The following is a 17,672-nucleotide window of genomic DNA, read 5'->3' on the forward strand; positions in this document are numbered from 1 at the left end:
AGGACGGTGGTAGTGTGCGCGCCTCCCTCATCCAGATCGCTGCAAACCCGGACGAAACCGTCAATGCTCGTCGGCAGCGGGTCGCTGCCCTGGTACGGGAACAGCGCGGTGCCGATCTGGTGGTGCTCCCGGAACTCTGGCCCGTCGGCGCTTTCGCGTACGAGCTGTTCGCCCAGGAGGCCGAGCACCTCGACGGTCCCACCCACGAGGCGATGTCCAAGGCCGCGAGCGACGCGGGCGTCTGGCTGCACGCTGGCTCGATCGTCGAGCGGGACCCTGACGGGCCGCTCTACAACACCTCCCTGGTCTTCTCCCCCGACGGCGAGCTCGTCCGCAGCTACCGGAAGATCCACCGCTTCGGCTTCGACAAGGGCGAGGCCGTCATGATGGGCGCCGGCGCCGAACTCGTCACCGTCCGGCTCCCGGACACCACGCTCGGCCTCGCCACCTGCTACGACCTCCGCTTCCCGGAGCTCTTCCGCGGCCTCGTCGACGCCGGCGCGCAGACCCTCGTCATCCCGGCCGGGTGGCCCGCCCGGCGCCGCGACCACTGGACGCTGCTGGCCCGGGCCAGGGCCGTCGAGAACCAGGCATACGTCCTGGCCTGCGGCACCGCGGGCACGCACGCCGGCGTCGAGCAGGCCGGACACAGCATCGCCGTCGACCCGTGGGGCACGGTGCTCGCCGAGGCGGGCGCCGGCGAGGAGGTGCTCACCGTGGACCTCGACCCCACGAAGGTGGCCACGACACGGGAGCAGTTCCCGGCCCTGAAGGACCGGCGGCTGGGTCTGCCGCAGCCGCGCTGCTGACCCAGCCGCCGGGAGCCGCCTCGCTCCCTCCCCTCGCGTCGGCCGGGAAGGAGCGCCCACCCATACGCCGCGGCTGTTCACCGGCAGCGGGGTGAAACCCTGGTTGCCCAGGGTGGTCCGCCACAGGCCGTGCCGTCGGTGGCACGCACGGCGACGGCCGTCTCGCTGTCGACCTGGGTGTAGAGGGTGCCCTCGTGTCAGGTGGGCGGGTAACGGCACCAGACAGCGTTCAGCGTGGTGGTCCACCTTCGGGCTCCGTCGGCGTGATTCCACGCGGTGATCCCGTCCATCGTCTGCGTGTAGAGCAGGCCCCCTCCGTACGCGACGGCGCTTACCCGGCCGTCCGCCTCCGACACCTCCCCGGCCGGACAGTGCTCAGTCCCGGCCGGCCTCTTTCTCGGACATCCGGATGACGCACACCGCGACCGCGATCAGCAGCGCCGCGTCCGCGTCCTCGCGCACCACGTTCACGGCGTACGTGTCCCGCACCCGGAACCACTTGCGGGAGATGTGCGCCAGCAGCTCGCCGTCGTACTCGACGGTGAACTCGCGGTCGAGGATCCGTCCGCTCACGTCCAGTTCGGTGCCCTCGACGAGCGTCACCCGGAAGTGATTGCGCAGCAGGGACAGCCGCTTCCTGCGGATGGTGGCCAGCGGCCGGGCGTCGCGTTCGACCGTCATGGCGTCGCGCACGCTGAACATCTTCTCCCGCAGGGTGACCAGCACCTGCCCGTTCGGATCCTTCAGCTCCAGGGTGTCGCGCAGCCGGAGCGCCTTGCCGTCGACGAGGAAGGCGGGCCGGCCGCCCTCGTCCTCGATCCAGTAGTCGTCGCCGATGGCGAAGATCTTGTCGCGTACGAGGTATCTCATGACCGGAATGCGTACCCGGCCCCGTGCTGTTGGATGGATGTATGTCTACACGTGCACGCGTTCGGGCCCCTGAGCTGGTCGGCAAGGGCGGCTGGCTCAATACGGGCGGCAAGCAGTACACCCTCGCTGAGCTGCGAGGACGGATTGTTATTCTCGATTTTTGGACGTTTTGCTGCATTAACTGCCTACATGTTCTGGACGAGCTGCGCGAGCTCGAGGAGAAGCACCGCGACACCGTGGTGATCATCGGAGTCCACTCGCCCAAGTTCGTGCATGAGGCCGAGCATCAGGCCGTCGTCGACGCCGTCGAGCGGTACGAGGTGCACCACCCCGTCCTGGACGATCCCGAACTGGCGACCTGGAAGCAGTACGCCGTACGGGCCTGGCCCACGCTCGTCGTCATCGACCCCGAGGGGTACGTCGTCGCGCAACACGCCGGCGAAGGACATGCTCACGCCATCGGGACGCTGGTCGGGGAGCTGGAGGCGGAGCACGCGGCGAAGGGCACGCTGCGGCGCGGAGACGGGCCGTACGTCGCGCCGGAGCCGGTGGCGACCGATCTGCGCTTCCCCGGCAAGGCCTTGGTCCTGCCCGGAGGCAACTTCCTCGTCTCGGACTCGACCCGGCATCAGCTGGTCGAGCTGGAGCCGGACGGCGAGACCGTCGTACGGCGCATCGGCAGCGGCGAGCGTGGCTTCGGACCGGAGGGGTTCAGCGAGCCGCAGGGGCTCGCGCTGCTGCCCGGGGGCAAGGTCGTCGTCGCCGACACGGTGAACCACGCCCTGCGCGTGTACGACCCGGAGACGGGCGAGATCGAGACCGTCGCCGGGACCGGCCGGCAGTGGTGGCAGGGGTCCGCGACATCCGGGCCGGCGCGCGAGGTGGATCTGTCCTCGCCCTGGGACGTGGCCTGGTTCGCGGGCAAGGTGTGGATCGCGATGGCGGGTGTGCACCAGCTGTGGACGTACGACCCGGCCGAGGGGACCGTCGGGGTCGCTGCCGGGACCACCAACGAGGGGCTGGTGGACGGGCCGGCCGCCGAGGCGTGGTTCGCGCAGCCGTCGGGGCTCGCCGCCACCGAGGACCGGCTGTGGGTCGCCGACTCCGAGACGTCCGCCCTGCGGTACGTCGAGCGGGACGCCGGGAACGCGGACGGTTTCGTCGTACGCACGGCCGTCGGCACCGGGCTCTTCGACTTCGGCCACCGGGACGGCGAGGCGGGTCAGGCGCTGCTGCAGCATCCGCTGGGTGTGACCGCGCTGCCCGACGGCTCCGTCGCGGTCTGCGACACGTACAACCACGCGCTCAGGCGCTTCGATCCGGCGACGGGTCAAGTCACCACGCTCGCCACTGATCTGCGCGAGCCGAGCGACGCCGTGGTCGTCGGGGACGACATCGTCGTCGTCGAGTCGGCCCGCCACCGGCTCACGCGGCTGCGGCTCCCGGAGGAGGCGGTGCGGGTCGAGTCCGTCGCCCACCGCACGCAGCGCGCCGCGACCGAAGTCGCCCCGGGGAAGCTGCTGTTGGACGTGGTGTTCCAGGCGCCCAGCGGGCAGAAGCTCGACACCCGGTACGGACCTTCGACCCGGCTGCTGGTGAGTGCGACGCCACCGGAGCTGTTGGCCGACGGCGCGGGCACCGGCACGGATCTGAGCCGGGAGCTGGTCCTCGCGGACGGCGTCACCGAGGGCGTGCTGCACGTCTCCGCGATGGCCGCGTCCTGTGACGACGACCCGTCGAACGAGTACCCCGCCTGCCATGTGCACCAGCAGGACTGGGGCGTCCCGGTCCTGGTGACGGCGGACGGGACGCCCCGGCTGCCGCTGGTGCTGGCGGGGATGGATCAGTAGGACGGAGTCGTCGCGGGCGGATCCGTTACGGAACGGGTCGGCGCGCGCGACGCGTACGGGCGGTACCGGTCACTCGTAGTGCCGGTACCGCTCCTCCACCACTGGTGCCTCGGCCGTCGGAAGATGCGTGGTGCGGCGCCGCTTGAGGACGCTCGTGTAGACGGTGACGCCGATGATGCCGACGGCCATCATGATCAGACCGACCAGGTCGAGGTTGACGCTCTCCATTTCCCAGTCGGTGGCGAACGTGAGGATGGCCCCCACCGCGATGAGGGCGATGCAGCCGCCCATACCCATGTGACTCGCCTCCGCGTGTCGAAGTGGCTGTTCCGGCGCCACCTCTCGGGTACCCCCGTCCGGAACGGCCATGCTTCGCGGCGGAGTTCAGCCCTCCAGGAAGGCCGCCAGCGCGTTCGCCAGCAGGTACGGGTCGTCGGCGCCGCACAGCTCGCGCGCGCTGTGCATGGAGAGGATCGCTACGCCGATGTCGACGGTCGCGATTCCGTGGCGGGCGGCGGTGATCGGGCCGATCGTCGTGCCGCACGGCATGGCGTTGTTCGAGACGAAGTTCTGCCAGGGCACGCCGGCCTTCTCGCAGGCCGCGGCGAAGACGGCCCGGCCGCTGCCGTCCGTCGCGTACCGCTGGTTCACGTTGACCTTGAGGATCGGGCCGCCGTTGGCGCGCGGTTGGTGCGTCGGGTCGTGCCGCTCGGCGTAGTTGGGGTGGACGGCGTGTCCGGTGTCGGACGACAGACAGATGGTGCCGGCGAAGGCGCGGGCCCGGTCTTCGTACGTCCCGCCGCGGGCGAAGACGGAGCGCTCCAGGACATTCCCGAGGAGCGGGCCGTCGGCGCCGGTGTCGGACTGTGAGCCGTTCTCCTCGTGGTCGAACGCGGCGAGCACCGGGATGTACGGAAGGCTGTCGGCGGCCGACACCGCGGCCAGCGCGGCCGTACCGGCGTGCACCGAGAGGAGGTTGTCCATGCGCGGGCCGGCCAGCAGCTCGCGGTCCCGGCCCAGGTAGGCCGGTGCTTCGATGCTGTGGACCATGAGGTCCCAGCCGGTGACTTCGCCCGCCGCGAGCCCTTCCTCCTCCTCCAGGAAGCGGATGAGGTCGCCCTCCTGGACGTCGCCGAGGCCCCAGATCGGCTGCATGTGCCGCTGCTTGTCGAGCTTGAGGCCGTCCGTGTTGACCGAGCGGTCGAGGTGGACGGCGAGCTGCGGCACGCGCAGCAGGGCCCGGTCGATGTTCACGAGCCGGTGGCTGCCGTCGCGCAGGGTGAGCCGCCCGGCGAGTCCGAGGTCGCGGTCGAGCCAGGTGTTGAGGAGCGTTCCGCCGTAGATTTCGACGGCGATCTGCCGCCAGCCCTGCGAGCCGGTGTCGGGCAGCGGCTTCACCCGCAGGTTGGGGGAGTCGGTGTGGGCGCCGATGATCCGGAACGGGGTGTGCGCCCGGGCGCCCTCCGGCACGTACCAGGCGATGATCGCCCCGCCGCGCAGGACGAACTTGCCGCCCGTGCTCCCCTCCCAGGCGTCCGTCTCCGCCAGCTGCCGGAACCCGGCCTTCTCCAGCCGCTCGGCCGCGTTGGCGACCGCGTGGTACGGCGAGGGGCTCGCCGTCAGGAAGGTCATCAGGTCGTCGGTGTGGCCGCGGTGGAAGCGGGCGGGAGAGCTCATGTGGTTCACCTTAACGACGGTCGTGTTCGTCTTGCCGGGGACTAAGGGCCACCCGGTCGGTCGAAGCGGCGGTGCAGGTTGCGCCGCTCGCCGCGGCGGATGCGGGGCAGCATCTCCGGGGTCTGCGGAGACCGCTGTTCGCGCCGTCTCCGCCCGGCGCAGAACATACAGCCCTCGCCGGGCGGGGCGTCCGGATCGATGGGCGCGCCGGGGTGTTCCGCACAGCCCGACGCGTTGCGCGGCCGGGACAGCTCGCGGGCGACGATGAAGGCGCGGTGCAGGGAATCCGCCAGCTCGACGAATTCCTCGGCGGGCGAGGAGATCCCGACCCCGAACGCCCGGTCGTTGACGTGCTGGACATGCCGTTTGAGCACTTCCAGCGTGTAGGGGGGATCGGGCACCGGATAGCCGAGGCGCCGCTGCGACCCGGCGGCCGGGACACTTCGTTCGCCGCGCCGTCTGCGGTCGTTGCACAGCAGGCAGCGGCCCCAGCCCTCGGGGGCCTCCGGGTCGAGCGCGCCGTTGGGATGGATCTCGCAGCCGGTGTAGCTCTTCACCGGTGCCAGCCCGGCCGCCGACTGGAACGCGCTGTACAGGGCGTCGGCGACCGCGTCGTACTCCATCGGGTAGGCGCCGTCGTACAGCTCGCGGATCTGGTCGCCGACCGAGCCGAGCTTCCCGCGCAGCTCGCTGAGCTGGTACGGGCGGCCGGCCGGGACGGAGTAGCCCCTGCTGTGGTCCTGGGAACTCATGTCTACGAGCCTCGCAGATCGGGCTGACAAACCGGCAACGGGCCGGATCCCCGGTGAAGGGGGTCCGGCCCGTTGCCCGTGCGGTCGTCAGGGGGGTGGCCTAGAAGGCCGCCTCGTCCAGCTCCATCACGGAGTTGTCGATGCTCTCGGCGAGGGCGCGCTGCACGGAGACGCCCGGCAGGACGTTGGCGGCGAAGAACTTCGCGGCCGCGATCTTGCCGGTGTAGAAGGGCACGTCCTTGGCGGACGCCGTGGCCAGCTTCTCGGCCGCGACTGCCGCGCCCTTGAGCAGCAGGTACGCGACGACGACATCGCCGGAGACCATCAGGAGGCGGGTGGTGTTGAGGCCCACCTTGTAGATGTTCTTGACGTCCTCGCCGGTGGAGGTCAGGTCGGTGATCATCGTGCCGACGATCGCCTCCAGGTCCACGGCCGCCTTGGCGAGCTGCTCGCGGGCCGCCGCCAGCTCCTCGCCGCCGGTGCCGACCGCCAGGAACTTCTTGATCTCCTCGGCGAGCGTGTTCAGGGAGGCGCCCTGGTCGCGGACGATCTTCCGGAAGAAGTAGTCCTGGCCCTGGATGGCCGTGGTGCCCTCGTAGAGGGTGTCGATCTTGGCGTCCCGGATGTACTGCTCGATCGGGTACTCCTGCAGGTAGCCGGAGCCGCCGAAGGTCTGCAGGGACTGGGCGAGCTGCTCGTACGACTTCTCCGAGCCGTAGCCCTTCACGATCGGCAGCAGCAGGTCGTTCAGGCCGTGCAGGGCCTTGGTGTCCTCGCCCGCGGCTGCGTTGACGGCGATCTCATCCTGTACCGACGCGGTGTAGAGCACCAGGGCGCGCATGCCCTCCGCGTACGCCTTCTGAGTCATCAGCGAGCGGCGCACGTCGGGGTGGTGCGTGATGCTGACCTTGGGCGCGGTCTTGTCCATGAAGTTCGCCAGGTCGGGACCCTGGACGCGCTCCTTGGCGTACTCGAGCGCGTTCAGGTAGCCGGTGGAGAGGGTGGCGATGGCCTTCGTGCCGACCATCATCCGGGCGAACTCGATGATCTTGAACATCTGGCGGATGCCGTCGTGCTTCTCGCCGAGCAGCCAGCCCTTGGCCGGGTGCTGGTCGCCGAAGGTCATCTCGCAGGTGTTGGAGGCCTTCAGGCCCATCTTGTGCTCGACGTTGGTGGCGTAGACGCCGTTGCGCTCGCCCAGCTCGCCGGTCTCCCAGTCGAAGTCGTACTTCGGGACGACGAAGAGGGAGAGGCCCTTGGTGCCGGGGCCGGCGCCCTCGGGGCGGGCCAGCACCATGTGGATGATGTTCTCGGACATGTCGTGCTCACCCGAGGTGATGAACCGCTTCACGCCCTCGATGTGCCAGGAGCCGTCCTCCTGCTGGACCGCCTTGGTGCGGCCGGCGCCCACGTCGGAGCCCGCGTCGGGCTCGGTGAGGACCATGGTCGAGCCCCACTGCTTCTCGACCATCAGGCGGGCGATCTTGTGCTGCTCCTCGGTGCCCTCGTCGAAGACGACGCCGGCGAAGGCCGGGCCGGAGGAGTACATCCAGACGGCCGGGTTCGAGCCAAGGATCATCTCGGCGTACGCCCAGATCAGGGTGGCCGGGGTGGCCTGGCCGCCGATCTCCTCCGGGATGCCCAGACGCCACCACTCGGCGTCCATGTACGCCTGGTAGCTCTTCTTGAAGGAAGCGGGGACCGGCGCGGTGTTGGTCGCGGGGTCGAAGACCGGCGGGTTGCGGTCGGCGTCCTCGAAGGACTCCGCCAGGTCGTTCTCGGCCAGGCGGCATATCTCGGACAGCACGCTCTTGGCGGTCTCGGTGTCCATCTCCGCGAACGGGCCGGTGCCGTACAGCCGGTCGCGGCCGAGGACCTCGAAGAGGTTGAACTCGATGTCTCGGAGGTTCGACTTGTAGTGGCCCATGACTTCGGCTCCGTTAAGGCTCGGGAGGCAGGTTCCTCGTACGCGTACCAGCAAGTAGCTACGATGATGCTACCCGTCGGTAATAAGACGCAACCCCAAAGCGGCCAGTGTGACCCGTCTCTACCGACAGCCTGATCGTCTGACGGCAAAGCGCCGTTGGCGGGAACTCCGGCTCCACGGCCCAGGTCCACTCGTTACGCTTGCGGCCATGTACGGCTACGACCAGAACGCGAGTGCCGGGCAGCAGTACTCCGCCCCGCAGCCACCGCCGCAGCAGATGTCCGGCGGGTACGGCGAGCAGCCGCTCTATCCGGAGCCGTCGCCGCCGTCGCTGGCGGATGCCGTGCGCGCCTTCACCACCGGGTCGCTGTCCGCCGAGGACTTCCAGCAGATCTTCGCCACGTCGAAGGTGTACTGCCCGCGGGGTGACAACCCCGGGTTCCTGGCGCTGCACAACACCCAGCAGCCGGTGATCCCGATGTTCTCCACGCTCAAGGAGCTGCGCCGGTACGCGGGCAAGGAGTCCAAGTACTTCGTGATCACCGGAGCCGAGGTGATCGACCTGCTGCCGACCGGGTACGGGTTCGTCCTCGACATGGAGGGTGATCACAGGATGGTCTTCGACGCCAAAGCGGTCGAACAGATGGTGGATTTCGCAATGCGTCGCATGTACGGCTAGATCCGGCCACCGACCGACGAATGGGCGTCCGAGGGGGAATTCCTCCCGGGCGCCCTTCGTTGTGACCGGTGGCAAGAAGTTCGAGTTTCAACTAAACTCCGAACATGAGGAGGTCCCGACCATGCCTGCTGTGACCGTCGAAAACCCGCTGACCCTGCCCCGTGTCGCCGCGTCCCATGACGCCCTGCCGCGTCCCGTGCTCGCCGTCACGACCGCGCCCAGCGGTTTCGAGGGCGAAGGATTCCCGGTGCGCCGCGCCTTCGCCGGCATCAACTACCAGTACCTCGACCCGTTCATCATGATGGACCAGATGGGCGAGGTGGAGTACGCCCCGGGCGAGCCCAAGGGCACGCCCTGGCACCCCCACCGGGGCTTCGAGACCGTCACGTACCTGCTCGACGGCACCTTCATCCACCAGGACAGCAACGGCGGCGGCGGAGTCATCAACGACGGTGACACCCAGTGGATGACCGCGGGATCCGGCCTTCTCCACATCGAGGCTCCGCCGGAGTCGCTCGTCGTCAGCGGCGGTCTCTTCCACGGCCTCCAGCTGTGGGTGAACCTCCCGGCCGCGGACAAGATGATGCCGCCGCGCTACCAGGACATCGGCGGCGGCAACGTCCAGCTGCTGACCTCGGCTGACGGCGGCGCGCTGATGCGCGTCATCGCGGGCGAGCTCGACGGTCACAAGGGACCGGGGGTCACCCACACCCCCATCACGATGATCCACGCCACGCTGCGGCCGGGAGCGGAGATCACGCTGCCCTGGCGCGACGACTTCAACGCCCTGGCCTACGTCATGGCCGGCCGCGGCGCGGTCGGCGCCGACCGGCGGCCCGTCCGGACCGGCCAGACCGTGGTCTTCGGCGCGGGCGGCGCAGTCACGGTCCGCGCGGACGCGTCCCAGGACTCGAACTCCCCCGACCTCGAGGTCGTCCTGCTCGGCGGCAGGCCGATCCGGGAACCCATGGCGCACTACGGCCCCTTCGTCATGAACAGCAAGGCCGAACTCCAGCAGGCGTTCGACGACTTCCAGGCCGGCCGCCTCGGTACCGTCCCGGTCCCGCACGTCTGACCCGTGGGCGGGCGCCCGGCGCCCGGCCACGGAAGTGATGGCTCGTCACCCGCCCGGACGCCCTGGGCGGGACGGAGGCGGACCCGCGTGATCGGGTGGGAGGGTGCAGACCCACAAGTCCCTCCTCCCCGACGGCGTCCGGCGCGTGGCCGCGTGGTGCGTGGTGGTGCTGCTGGTCGCCGGGGTGGCCACCCTCGGGGTCTGGCTGGTGATCATCTTCAAGACCGCCTTCACCCCGCTGCTGCTCGCCCTGCTGGGCACCGCGCTGCTCCGGCCGATGTACCGGCGGCTCGTCCGGATGAAGATGAACCGGTCGCTCGCCGCCGGGCTCACCTGCGCCGCGGTGCTCGCCGTCGTCGGCGGGGCGACGTACATCGTGGTCAGTGCGCTGGTCGACAGCGGCGACGAGATCCTGGCCTCGCTCAAGCAGGCCGCCTCCGACCTCGGGAAGCACTTCGGGGCCGCCGGGACCTCGCTCGACGATGTGGCGTCCAATGCCAGGGAACTGCTGAGCAAGTTCGGCGGGACCGCGGCGTCCGGGGTGATCTCCGGTCTGAGTGTGGTCGGCGAGATGATTGCCATCGCCGTGCTGGCGCTGCTGCTGGTCTTCTTCTTCCTCCGGGACTCCGACCGCGCGGCCGGAACGCTGCGCTCGCTCGTGCCCCAGGAGACCGGCGACACCGTGGAGGCGGTGGCCCGCAGGGCCTTCCAGGCCGTCGAGGGCTTCATGCGCGGGACGACGTTCATCGCTCTCATCGACGCGATCTGCATTACCGCGGGGCTGCTGATCCTGCGGGTGCCCGGAGCGGTCGGGCTGGGGGCCCTCGTGTTCGTCGGCGCGTACATCCCGTACCTGGGGGCGTTCATCTCGGGCGCCGTCGCCGTGCTGGTCGCGCTCGCCGACCGCGGGTTCCTGATCGCGCTGTGGGTACTGGGGGTGGTGATGGCCGTCCAGGTGCTTGAGGGGCACGTGCTCCAGCCGGCGATCCAGAGCCGTACGGTCCAGATGCATCCGGCGGTGGTGATGCTGGCGATCACGGCGGGGGCGAGCGTCGCGGGGATCCTCGGCATGCTGCTGGCGGTGCCGCTGACAGCGGCCGCGGTCGGGGTGATCTCCGAGATGAGGGAGCGCTACGCGGCCCCTCCCGTCGCCTCGGCACCGCCGGCGTCCTCGTAGAGCTCGAACCAGATCGACTTGCCCTCGCCGCGCGGGTCCACGCCCCAGCTGTCGGCGAGCATCCCCATCAGCAGCAGGCCCCGCCCGCTGGACGCCATCTCCCCCGGCCGCCGCTCGTGCGGCAGCTCGTCGCTGGCGTCGGCCACCTCCACGCGCAGCCGCCGGGCGCCGATCTCCCCGGTGGCCTCGGCCAGCAGCAGGGCGTCTCCATCCGTGTGGACCAGGACGTTGGTGACCATCTCGGACACCATGAGGACCGCCGAGTCGACCTGCTCCTCGTCGCTCCAGTCGTGCAGCAGCTCGCGCAACTGCTGCCGGGCGCCGGCGATCCGCTCCGGCTCGGCCTGGGCGACCGTCAGCGCGGTGCGCCGGGCCGGGCGGCCCGCGCGCCCGGTGGCGTCCGGACCGCAGACGCAGCCCTCCCCCACGCGGCACAGCAGCAGCAGGGCTATGTCGTCCTCGCGCCGGTCCGCGAAGGGGCCGGTGGTGTGGTGCGAGGAGGGACCGTGGACGGCGCTTACGAGTTCGTCGGCCAGTTTCTCCAGGCCGTCCTCCGCGTCGCCGGGGAACGACTCGAGGATGGCGCGGAGCCGCGCCCAGCCGGTGTCGAGGTCGTGGCCGCCGGTCTCGATGAGTCCGTCGGTGCACAGCATCATCGTCTCGCCGGGCTGGAGGACGAACCGGGTCGTCGGATAGTCGGTGTCCGGGACGATGCCGAGCGGGAGGCCTCCCGCGGTCGGCCGCACCAGGACCGTCCCGTCCGCCATCCGCACGGCCGGTTCCGGGTGGCCCGCCCGGGCGATGTCCAGCGTCCCGGTGGCGGGGTCCGCCTCCACGTACAGGCAGGTCGCGAAACGGGGGCCGGGATCTCCGTCGCCGCTTCCGGCGCCCTGGCCGTTCCCGTACGCGTCCATCAGCCCGGCGAGGAAGCGTGAGGCGCGCGAGAGCACGGCGTCGGGGCGGTGCCCCTCCGAGGCGTACGCCCGTACGGCGATCCGCAGCTGCCCCATCAGCCCGGCGGCGCGCACGTCGTGTCCCTGGACGTCGCCGATGACCAGGGCTATGCGGCCCGACGGCAGCGGGATCATGTCGTACCAGTCGCCTCCGACCTGCAGCCCCCCGCCGGTCGGCACATAGCGGGCCGCCACCGACATCCCGGGAATCTCCGGGCCCAGAGTGGGCATCATCGAGCGCTGCAGCCCGACCGTCAGCTCCCGCTCGGACTCGGTGACACCGGCCCGCTGGAGCGCCTGGGCCAGCATCCGGGCCACCGTCGTCAGTACGGACCGCTCGTCGGGCGTGAACGCCACGGTGTGCTTGAAGGCGGCCATCCAGGCGCCCATGGTGCGGCCCGCCACGACCAGTGGGAGGAACGCCCAGGACTGCCGGTGGAAGCGCTGGGCGAGCGGCCAGGTGGCGGGGAAGCGGCGGCGGTAGTCCTCCGGGGCCGGCAGGTAGATGGCCCGCCCCGTCCGCACGACCTCGGCCGCCGGATACTCGGTGGCCAGCGGCATGTCGGTGAAGGGATTGTCGTCGCCCGGAGTGTGCCCGTGGTGCCCGACGACCGACAACCGGTCGCCGACGACGCCGAAAACGGCCAGGCCGTCCGGCGAGAAGCCGGGCATTGACAGGGACGCGGCGACCCGCAGCACCTCGGCGGTGGACCTGGCCTCGGCGAGCGCACGGCCCGCGTCGAGCAGGAACGCCTCCCGTGAGCGGCGCCAGTCGCCGGTGATGGGGGTCGGCACGGCGGTGGTGCCGGGCTGCGGGTCGGCGACCTCCTGGATGGTGCCGAACAGCCGGTAGTCCTTGCCGTCGACCACGGGCTTGGAGCGGCTGCGCACGGTCCGCAGCACCTGGCCGTCCCCGTCCATGATCCGCAGCCGGGCCTCGGCAAGGGTGCCCTCGGCGACCGCGAGGTTGACTACGCCGTTGATCTCGTTCCAGTCCACCGGGTGGAACCGGGAGCGGACGGCGACCGCGGGCAGGACCGCGGGCTCGGCGGGCAACCCGAGCAGCCGGGCGGCCTCGCTGTCGAGGGTGACCAGCCCGGACGCGTTGTCCCAGCGCCACAGGCCGGTCGCGATCGCGGCCAGGACGTCCTCGGTGCGCATTGCCCCATCCTTACAGGTCACCCCCCGCCCGGCTGCCCGAGGGCCCCGCCCGCAAGGGCGGCGGGGGCCTTCCGGGCGGACCGGTAACCTTGGGAGGGTTGAATCCCACCTGTCATCGCGAAGAACTGGATGAACGATGCATCGGTACAGGTCCCACACCTGCGGCGAGCTGCGCGCCTCTGACGTCGGCACCGACGTCCGGCTCAGTGGCTGGCTGCACAATCGGCGCGACCTGGGCGGCATCCTCTTCATCGATCTGCGCGACCACCACGGTCTGGTGCAGCTCGTCGCCCGCCCCGGCACCCCCGCCAACGAGGCGCTGAGCCACATCACCAAGGAGACCGTCGTCCGGATCGACGGCAGGGTCTCCGCGCGCGGCGCCGAGAACGTCAACCCGGAGCTGCCGACCGGCGAGATCGAGGTCGAGGTCACCGACGTCGAGGTGCTGGGCGCCTCCGCCCCGCTGCCCTTCACGATCAACACGGACGACGGGGTGAACGAGGAGCGGCGCCTGGAGTACCGGTTCCTCGACCTGCGCCGGGAACGCATGCACCGCAACATCATGCTGCGCACCGCCGTCATCTCCGCCATCCGGCACAAGATGACCGCACTGGGCTTCAACGAGATGGCCACCCCGATCCTCACCGCGACCTCTCCCGAGGGTGCGCGTGACTTCCTGGTGCCGTCCCGTCTGAACCCCGGCAAGTTCTACGCGCTGCCGCAGGCCCCCCAGCAGTTCAAGCAGCTGCTGATGATCGCGGGCTTCGACCGGTACTTCCAGATCGCGCCCTGCTTCCGGGACGAGGACGCGCGTGCGGACCGCTCGCCGGGCGAGTTCTACCAGCTCGACGTCGAGATGAGCTTCGTCGAGCAGGAGGACGTCTTCCAGCCGATCGAGAAGCTCATGACCGAGCTGTTCGAGGAGTTCGGCAACGGCCGCCATGTCACCTCCCCCTTCCCGCGGATCCCGTTCCGCGAGTCGATGCTCAAGTACGGCAACGACAAGCCGGACCTGCGCGCCAAGCTGGAGCTCGTCGACGTCTCGGACGTCTTCGCGGACTCGGGCTTCAAGGCGTTCGCCGGCAAGCACGTGCGGGCGCTGCCGGTGCCGGACACGGCCGGCCAGAGCCGGAAGTTCTTCGACGGCCTCGGCGAGTACGCGGTCGAGCACGGCGCGAAGGGCCTGGCCTGGATCCGCGTCGGCGAGAACAACGAGCTGACCGGTCCGATCGCCAAGTTCCTCACCGAGGAGGACACCAAGGCGCTCACCGACCGCCTGGACCTCAAGCCGGGGCACGCCGTCTTCTTCGGCGCGGGCGAGTTCGACGAGGTCTCCAAGATCATGGCCGCGGTCCGCGTCGAGGCCGCCAAGCGCGCCGGCCACTTCGAGGAGGACGTCTTCCGCTTCGCCTGGATCGTGGACTTCCCGATGTTCGAGAAGGACGAGGAGACCGGCCGGATCGACTTCTCGCACAACCCGTTCTCCATGCCGCAGGGCGGGCTCGAGGCCCTGGAGACGATGGACCCGCTGGACATCCTGGCCTGGCAGTACGACATCGTCTGCAACGGCACCGAGCTGTCCTCCGGCGCCATCCGGAACCACGAGCCGGAGGTCATGTACAAGGCCTTCGAGATCGCCGGCTACGACAAGGAGACGGTGGAGAAGGAGTTCTCCGGCATGCTCCGCGCGTTCCAGTTCGGCGCTCCGCCGCACGGTGGCATCGCCCCGGGCGTGGACCGCATCGTGATGCTCCTGGCCGACGAGCCGAACATCCGCGAGACGATCGCGTTCCCGCTCAACCAGAACGCCCAGGACCTGCTGATGGGTGCCCCGAGCGAGATCGACGAGGCACGGCTGCGAGAGCTGAACATCTCTCTCCGCAAGCCGCCGGCGAAGTCCGGCGAGTAATCCGGGCGGGCCTGCCGGGCCGCTGCACCGTCGCGAGGGGGCCGGGAACCGAGAGGTTCCCGGCCCCCTCGCGCGTTCTCGTGCACATTCCTGCTCCTTACGAGTCGTTCGAGCCGCACCGGCCGTCGGCGCTCGGCCCGAACGGGAAGGTTGGGCAGATACCGGTGGCGCACATCACCGGTGACTGACCACGAGAGGACCACGCGTAGTGCTCAGCACCGTACTGACCAGAGCAGCGACTCCGCTGCTGGCGGCTGGACTGCTGGTCGTGGGCTGCGCGAAGCCCGCGCCGTCACCGCCCCACTCAGGACCCGCCCATACGCAGAACCCGCCCACCACGGCCGGCCCCCAGAGCCCCCGGTTCCCGCAGGGGAAGGCCCTGCGGGAACCGGCCCTGCCCGCCGAGATTCCCCGGCTCGGCCCTCGTACCCGCGACCGCGTCCCGGACGGCACGAACCAGGCCGTCGTGGTGACCGGCGAAGACCGGGACTCCAGCCGCTCCACGGCCGTCCTGTACGAGCGTGACCCGGTGAAGGGCTGGAAAGCCGTTTCCGGGCCGTGGCCCGCCCACAACGCCCTGAACGGCTGGACCGACGAACACTGGGCGGGGGACAGACGCTCGCCGATCGGGGTCTTCGGGCTCACCGACGCGGGCGGCCGGCTGCCCGACCCCGGTACGAAGATCCCGTACCACCAGGAGGAGGACCTGTTCGCCGCCGGCGGTACCGGCTTCCTGGGTGAGTCGCTCGAAGGCTCCTTCGACTACGTCGTCGCCATCAACTACAACCGCCGGCCGGGTGCGTCCCCGCTCTACGACGACGACAGCCGGCCCATGGGCTGGGACAGGGGCGGCGGGGTCTGGTTCCACGTCGACCACGAGGGCCCCACCCAGGCGTGCGTGTCGCTGACGCGGGGGCGGATGCGGCAGCTGCTGCTGTGGCTGGACCCGGACGAGCGGCCGGTGGTGGTGATGGGTGACGCGGCGGCGCTGGCGCGCTGAGCCGACCGCAGGGGCCCGGCCCGTACGCGGAAGGGTCCGGGAACCATCACGGTTCCCGGACCCTTCGCGGTCGGCCGGCCCGGTCCGCCGAGGTGGTCGGCCGAGCCGTTCGGCCGCTTACGCAGGCTTCTCCTCCAGGCGCGGGAACAGCACCGCGCCCTTCGTCACCGTCGCGCCGGCCGGCAGCAGGCCCCACGTGCCCGCGTCCTGGACAGGCTGCGCGGCCAGGGCGCCCATGGGCGCCTCGGCGCCCAGCGAGTCCCACAGCGCCTGCGAAGTCTCCGGCATGACCGGGTTGAGCAGCACCGCCACCGCGCGCAGCGACTCGGCGGCCGTGTACAGGATCGTCGCGAGACGGGCCTGGCCCTCCTCGGACTGGTCCTTGGCGACCTTCCAGGGCTCCTGCTCGGTCAGGTACCCGTTGACCTGCTTCACGAAGTCGAAGACGGCCGCGATGCCACCGGCGAAGTCCAGCTCGTCACCGATCTTCCGGTCGGCTTCGGCGACGGCCTTCGCCATGCCTTCCTGGACCGCCTTCTCCGCGTCGCCGGACGCGGTGGCCTCCGGCAGCGCGCCGCCGAAGTACTTGCCGACCATGGCGGCGACACGTGAGGCGAGGTTGCCGTAGTCGTTGGCGAGCTCCGAGGTGTAGCGGGCGGTGAAGTCCTCCCAGGAGAACGAGCCGTCCTGACCGAAGGCGATGGCCCGCAGGAAGTACCAGCGGTAGGCGTCCACGCCGAAGTGCGAGGTCAGGTCCTGCGGCTTGATGCCGGTCAGGTTCGACTTGGACATCTTCTCGCCGCCGACCATCAGCCAGCCGTTGGCGGCCACCTTGCCCGGCACGGGCAGGCCGTTCGCCATCAGCATCGCGGGCCAGATGATGGCGTGGAAGCGGAGGATGTCCTTGCCGACCAGGTGCACGTCGGCGGGGAAGGTCTCCGCGAACTTCGCCGGGTTCTCGTTGTAGCCGACAGCCGTGGCGTAGTTGAGGAGGGCGTCGATCCACACGTAGATGACGTGCTTGGGGTCCCAGGGGACCGGCACACCCCAGTCGAAGGTCGAGCGCGAGATGGAGAGGTCCTGGAGGCCCTGCTTGACGAAGTTCAGCACCTCGTTGCGGGCCGACTCGGGCTGGATGAAGCCGGGGTTGGCCTCGTAGAACTCGAGCAGCTTCGGGCCGTACTCGCTGAGCTTGAAGAAGTAGTTCTCCTCTTTGAGGATTTCCACCGGCTTCTTGTGGATCGGGCACAGCTTCTGCCCCGCGAATTCGTCCTCGCCGTCGAGCAGGTCGCCGGGGATCTTGTACTCCTCGCAGCCCACGCAGTACGGGCCCTCGTACCCGCCCTTGTAGATCTCGCCCTTGTCGTACAAGTCCTGCACGAACTCCTGCACACGGTCCGTGTGCCGCTTCTCCGTCGTACGGATGAAGTCGTCGTTGGCGATGTTCAGGTGCTCCCAGAGGGGCTTCCAGGCCTCCTCGACGAGCTTGTCGCACCACTCCTGGGGCGTGACCCCGTTCGCCTCGGCAGTGCGCATGATCTTCTGACCGTGCTCGTCCGTGCCGGTGAGGTACCACACCTTCTCGCCGCGCTGACGGTGCCAGCGAGTGAGCACGTCGCCTGCGACGGTCGTATAGGCGTGGCCCAGGTGAGGAGCGTCGTTGACGTAGTAAATGGGGGTCGTGACGTAGTACGCCTTCGCCCCCTGCTTCTCGGATCCAGTGGCCGCCATGGTCGAAATCCTATCGGCCCGCGGAAGATCCACTCACATCGATAAAGCCGCACTCGGCGCAGGACTGGGCGGAGGAAGATCTTTGCCGGTGATGGCGGCCGT

The 17,672-nt window shown here is 70.0% G+C and carries 14 protein-coding genes; 7 read left to right on the top strand and 7 right to left on the bottom strand.

The features are described from left to right. Positions 1 to 14 precede the first annotated feature (14 nt). Complete coding sequence (locus AB0M62_RS06625) at positions 15 to 809, top strand: carbon-nitrogen family hydrolase (protein WP_366073000.1); 795 nt, start codon at positions 15 to 17, stop codon at positions 807 to 809. A gap of 375 nt (positions 810 to 1,184) precedes the next feature. Here AB0M62_RS06625 and AB0M62_RS06630 read toward each other — a convergent pair whose 3' ends face one another. Continuing rightward, positions 1,185 to 1,679, bottom strand: a complete 495-nt coding sequence (locus AB0M62_RS06630; protein ID WP_366073001.1) for an LURP-one-related family protein — start codon at positions 1,677 to 1,679, stop codon at positions 1,185 to 1,187. 41 nt (positions 1,680 to 1,720) lie between these two features. On the opposite strand from AB0M62_RS06630, the gene AB0M62_RS06635 reads away from it, so the two are divergent. Next, entirely contained in the window at positions 1,721 to 3,529 is a 1,809-nt protein-coding gene (locus tag AB0M62_RS06635) for an NHL domain-containing thioredoxin family protein (RefSeq protein WP_366073002.1), read from the top strand. A 69-nt stretch (positions 3,530 to 3,598) separates the two neighbouring features. Here AB0M62_RS06635 and AB0M62_RS06640 read toward each other — a convergent pair whose 3' ends face one another. The 4 genes from AB0M62_RS06640 to AB0M62_RS06655 form a co-directional block, all read right to left on the bottom strand. Then, entirely contained in the window at positions 3,599 to 3,826 is a 228-nt protein-coding gene (locus AB0M62_RS06640) for a DUF6458 family protein (RefSeq protein WP_366073003.1), read from the bottom strand. An 87-nt stretch (positions 3,827 to 3,913) separates the two neighbouring features. Then, the gene (locus tag AB0M62_RS06645; RefSeq protein ID WP_366073004.1) at positions 3,914 to 5,206 is read right to left on the bottom strand and encodes a M18 family aminopeptidase; all 1,293 of its coding nucleotides are present in this window, start codon (positions 5,204 to 5,206) and stop codon (positions 3,914 to 3,916) included. A gap of 41 nt (positions 5,207 to 5,247) precedes the next feature. Continuing rightward, a complete protein-coding gene (locus tag AB0M62_RS06650) occupies positions 5,248 to 5,958 on the bottom strand; it encodes a hypothetical protein (RefSeq protein ID WP_366073005.1) in 711 nt (236 codons plus the stop codon). Positions 5,959 to 6,058: 100 nt separating this feature from the next. Further along, entirely contained in the window at positions 6,059 to 7,885 is a 1,827-nt protein-coding gene (locus tag AB0M62_RS06655) for an acyl-CoA dehydrogenase (protein ID WP_366073006.1), read from the bottom strand. Positions 7,886 to 8,093: 208 nt separating this feature from the next. On the opposite strand from AB0M62_RS06655, the gene AB0M62_RS06660 reads away from it, so the two are divergent. The 3 genes from AB0M62_RS06660 to AB0M62_RS06670 all read left to right on the top strand — a co-directional run bounded on the left by AB0M62_RS06660 (position 8,094) and on the right by AB0M62_RS06670 (position 10,816). Then, a complete protein-coding gene (locus AB0M62_RS06660; RefSeq protein ID WP_366073007.1) occupies positions 8,094 to 8,564 on the top strand; it encodes an SseB family protein in 471 nt (156 codons plus the stop codon). Positions 8,565 to 8,685: 121 nt separating this feature from the next. Continuing rightward, positions 8,686 to 9,639 carry a pirin family protein gene (locus AB0M62_RS06665; RefSeq protein WP_366073008.1) on the top strand — a complete coding sequence of 318 codons (954 nt, stop codon included), beginning with the start codon at positions 8,686 to 8,688 and terminating at the stop codon, positions 9,637 to 9,639. Positions 9,640 to 9,742: 103 nt separating this feature from the next. Beyond that, positions 9,743 to 10,816 carry an AI-2E family transporter gene (locus tag AB0M62_RS06670; protein ID WP_366073009.1) on the top strand — a complete coding sequence of 358 codons (1,074 nt, stop codon included), beginning with the start codon at positions 9,743 to 9,745 and terminating at the stop codon, positions 10,814 to 10,816. Here AB0M62_RS06670 and AB0M62_RS06675 read toward each other — a convergent pair. Further along, positions 10,771 to 12,930, bottom strand: a complete 2,160-nt coding sequence (locus AB0M62_RS06675; protein WP_366073010.1) for a SpoIIE family protein phosphatase — start codon at positions 12,928 to 12,930, stop codon at positions 10,771 to 10,773. The two genes, AB0M62_RS06670 and AB0M62_RS06675, sit on opposite strands and share 46 nt — an antisense overlap. Positions 12,931 to 13,066: 136 nt before the next feature. On the opposite strand from AB0M62_RS06675, the gene aspS reads away from it, so the two are divergent. Together aspS and AB0M62_RS06685 are read left to right on the top strand one after the other, a co-directional pair. Then, positions 13,067 to 14,839, top strand: a complete 1,773-nt coding sequence (gene aspS, locus AB0M62_RS06680) for an aspartate--tRNA ligase (RefSeq protein WP_366073011.1) — start codon at positions 13,067 to 13,069, stop codon at positions 14,837 to 14,839. Between the two features lie 208 nt (positions 14,840 to 15,047). Continuing rightward, on the top strand, positions 15,048 to 15,839 hold the full coding sequence (locus AB0M62_RS06685) for a hypothetical protein (RefSeq protein WP_366073012.1): 792 nt from the start codon (positions 15,048 to 15,050) through the stop codon (positions 15,837 to 15,839). 117 nt (positions 15,840 to 15,956) lie between these two features. Here AB0M62_RS06685 and metG read toward each other — a convergent pair whose 3' ends face one another. Further along, positions 15,957 to 17,570: a methionine--tRNA ligase gene (gene metG / locus AB0M62_RS06690; RefSeq protein ID WP_366073013.1), complete on the bottom strand. Its 1,614-nt coding sequence runs from the start codon at positions 17,568 to 17,570 to the stop codon at positions 15,957 to 15,959. Positions 17,571 to 17,672 lie beyond the last annotated feature (102 nt).

Origin of the sequence: Streptomyces sp. NPDC051219, from assembly GCF_040682335.1 — a bacterium.
Lineage (GTDB): Bacteria > Actinomycetota > Actinomycetes > Streptomycetales > Streptomycetaceae > Streptomyces.

Excerpts from the sequence above, each read along its gene's own strand:
- AB0M62_RS06630 (WP_366073001.1), bottom strand. The coding sequence starts at position 1,679 with ATGAGATACCTCGTACGCGACAAGATCTTCGCCATCGGCGACGACTAC.
- metG (WP_366073013.1), bottom strand. The coding sequence starts at position 17,570 with ATGGCGGCCACTGGATCCGAGAAGCAGGGGGCGAAGGCGTACTACGTC.
- AB0M62_RS06640 (WP_366073003.1), bottom strand. The coding sequence starts at position 3,826 with ATGGGTATGGGCGGCTGCATCGCCCTCATCGCGGTGGGGGCCATCCTC.
- AB0M62_RS06675 (WP_366073010.1), bottom strand. The coding sequence starts at position 12,930 with ATGCGCACCGAGGACGTCCTGGCCGCGATCGCGACCGGCCTGTGGCGC.
- AB0M62_RS06645 (WP_366073004.1), bottom strand. The coding sequence starts at position 5,206 with ATGAGCTCTCCCGCCCGCTTCCACCGCGGCCACACCGACGACCTGATG.
- AB0M62_RS06665 (WP_366073008.1), top strand. The coding sequence starts at position 8,686 with ATGCCTGCTGTGACCGTCGAAAACCCGCTGACCCTGCCCCGTGTCGCC.
- aspS (WP_366073011.1), top strand. The coding sequence starts at position 13,067 with ATGCATCGGTACAGGTCCCACACCTGCGGCGAGCTGCGCGCCTCTGAC.
- AB0M62_RS06635 (WP_366073002.1), top strand. The coding sequence starts at position 1,721 with ATGTCTACACGTGCACGCGTTCGGGCCCCTGAGCTGGTCGGCAAGGGC.
- AB0M62_RS06650 (WP_366073005.1), bottom strand. The coding sequence starts at position 5,958 with ATGAGTTCCCAGGACCACAGCAGGGGCTACTCCGTCCCGGCCGGCCGC.
- AB0M62_RS06660 (WP_366073007.1), top strand. The coding sequence starts at position 8,094 with ATGTACGGCTACGACCAGAACGCGAGTGCCGGGCAGCAGTACTCCGCC.
- AB0M62_RS06655 (WP_366073006.1), bottom strand. The coding sequence starts at position 7,885 with ATGGGCCACTACAAGTCGAACCTCCGAGACATCGAGTTCAACCTCTTC.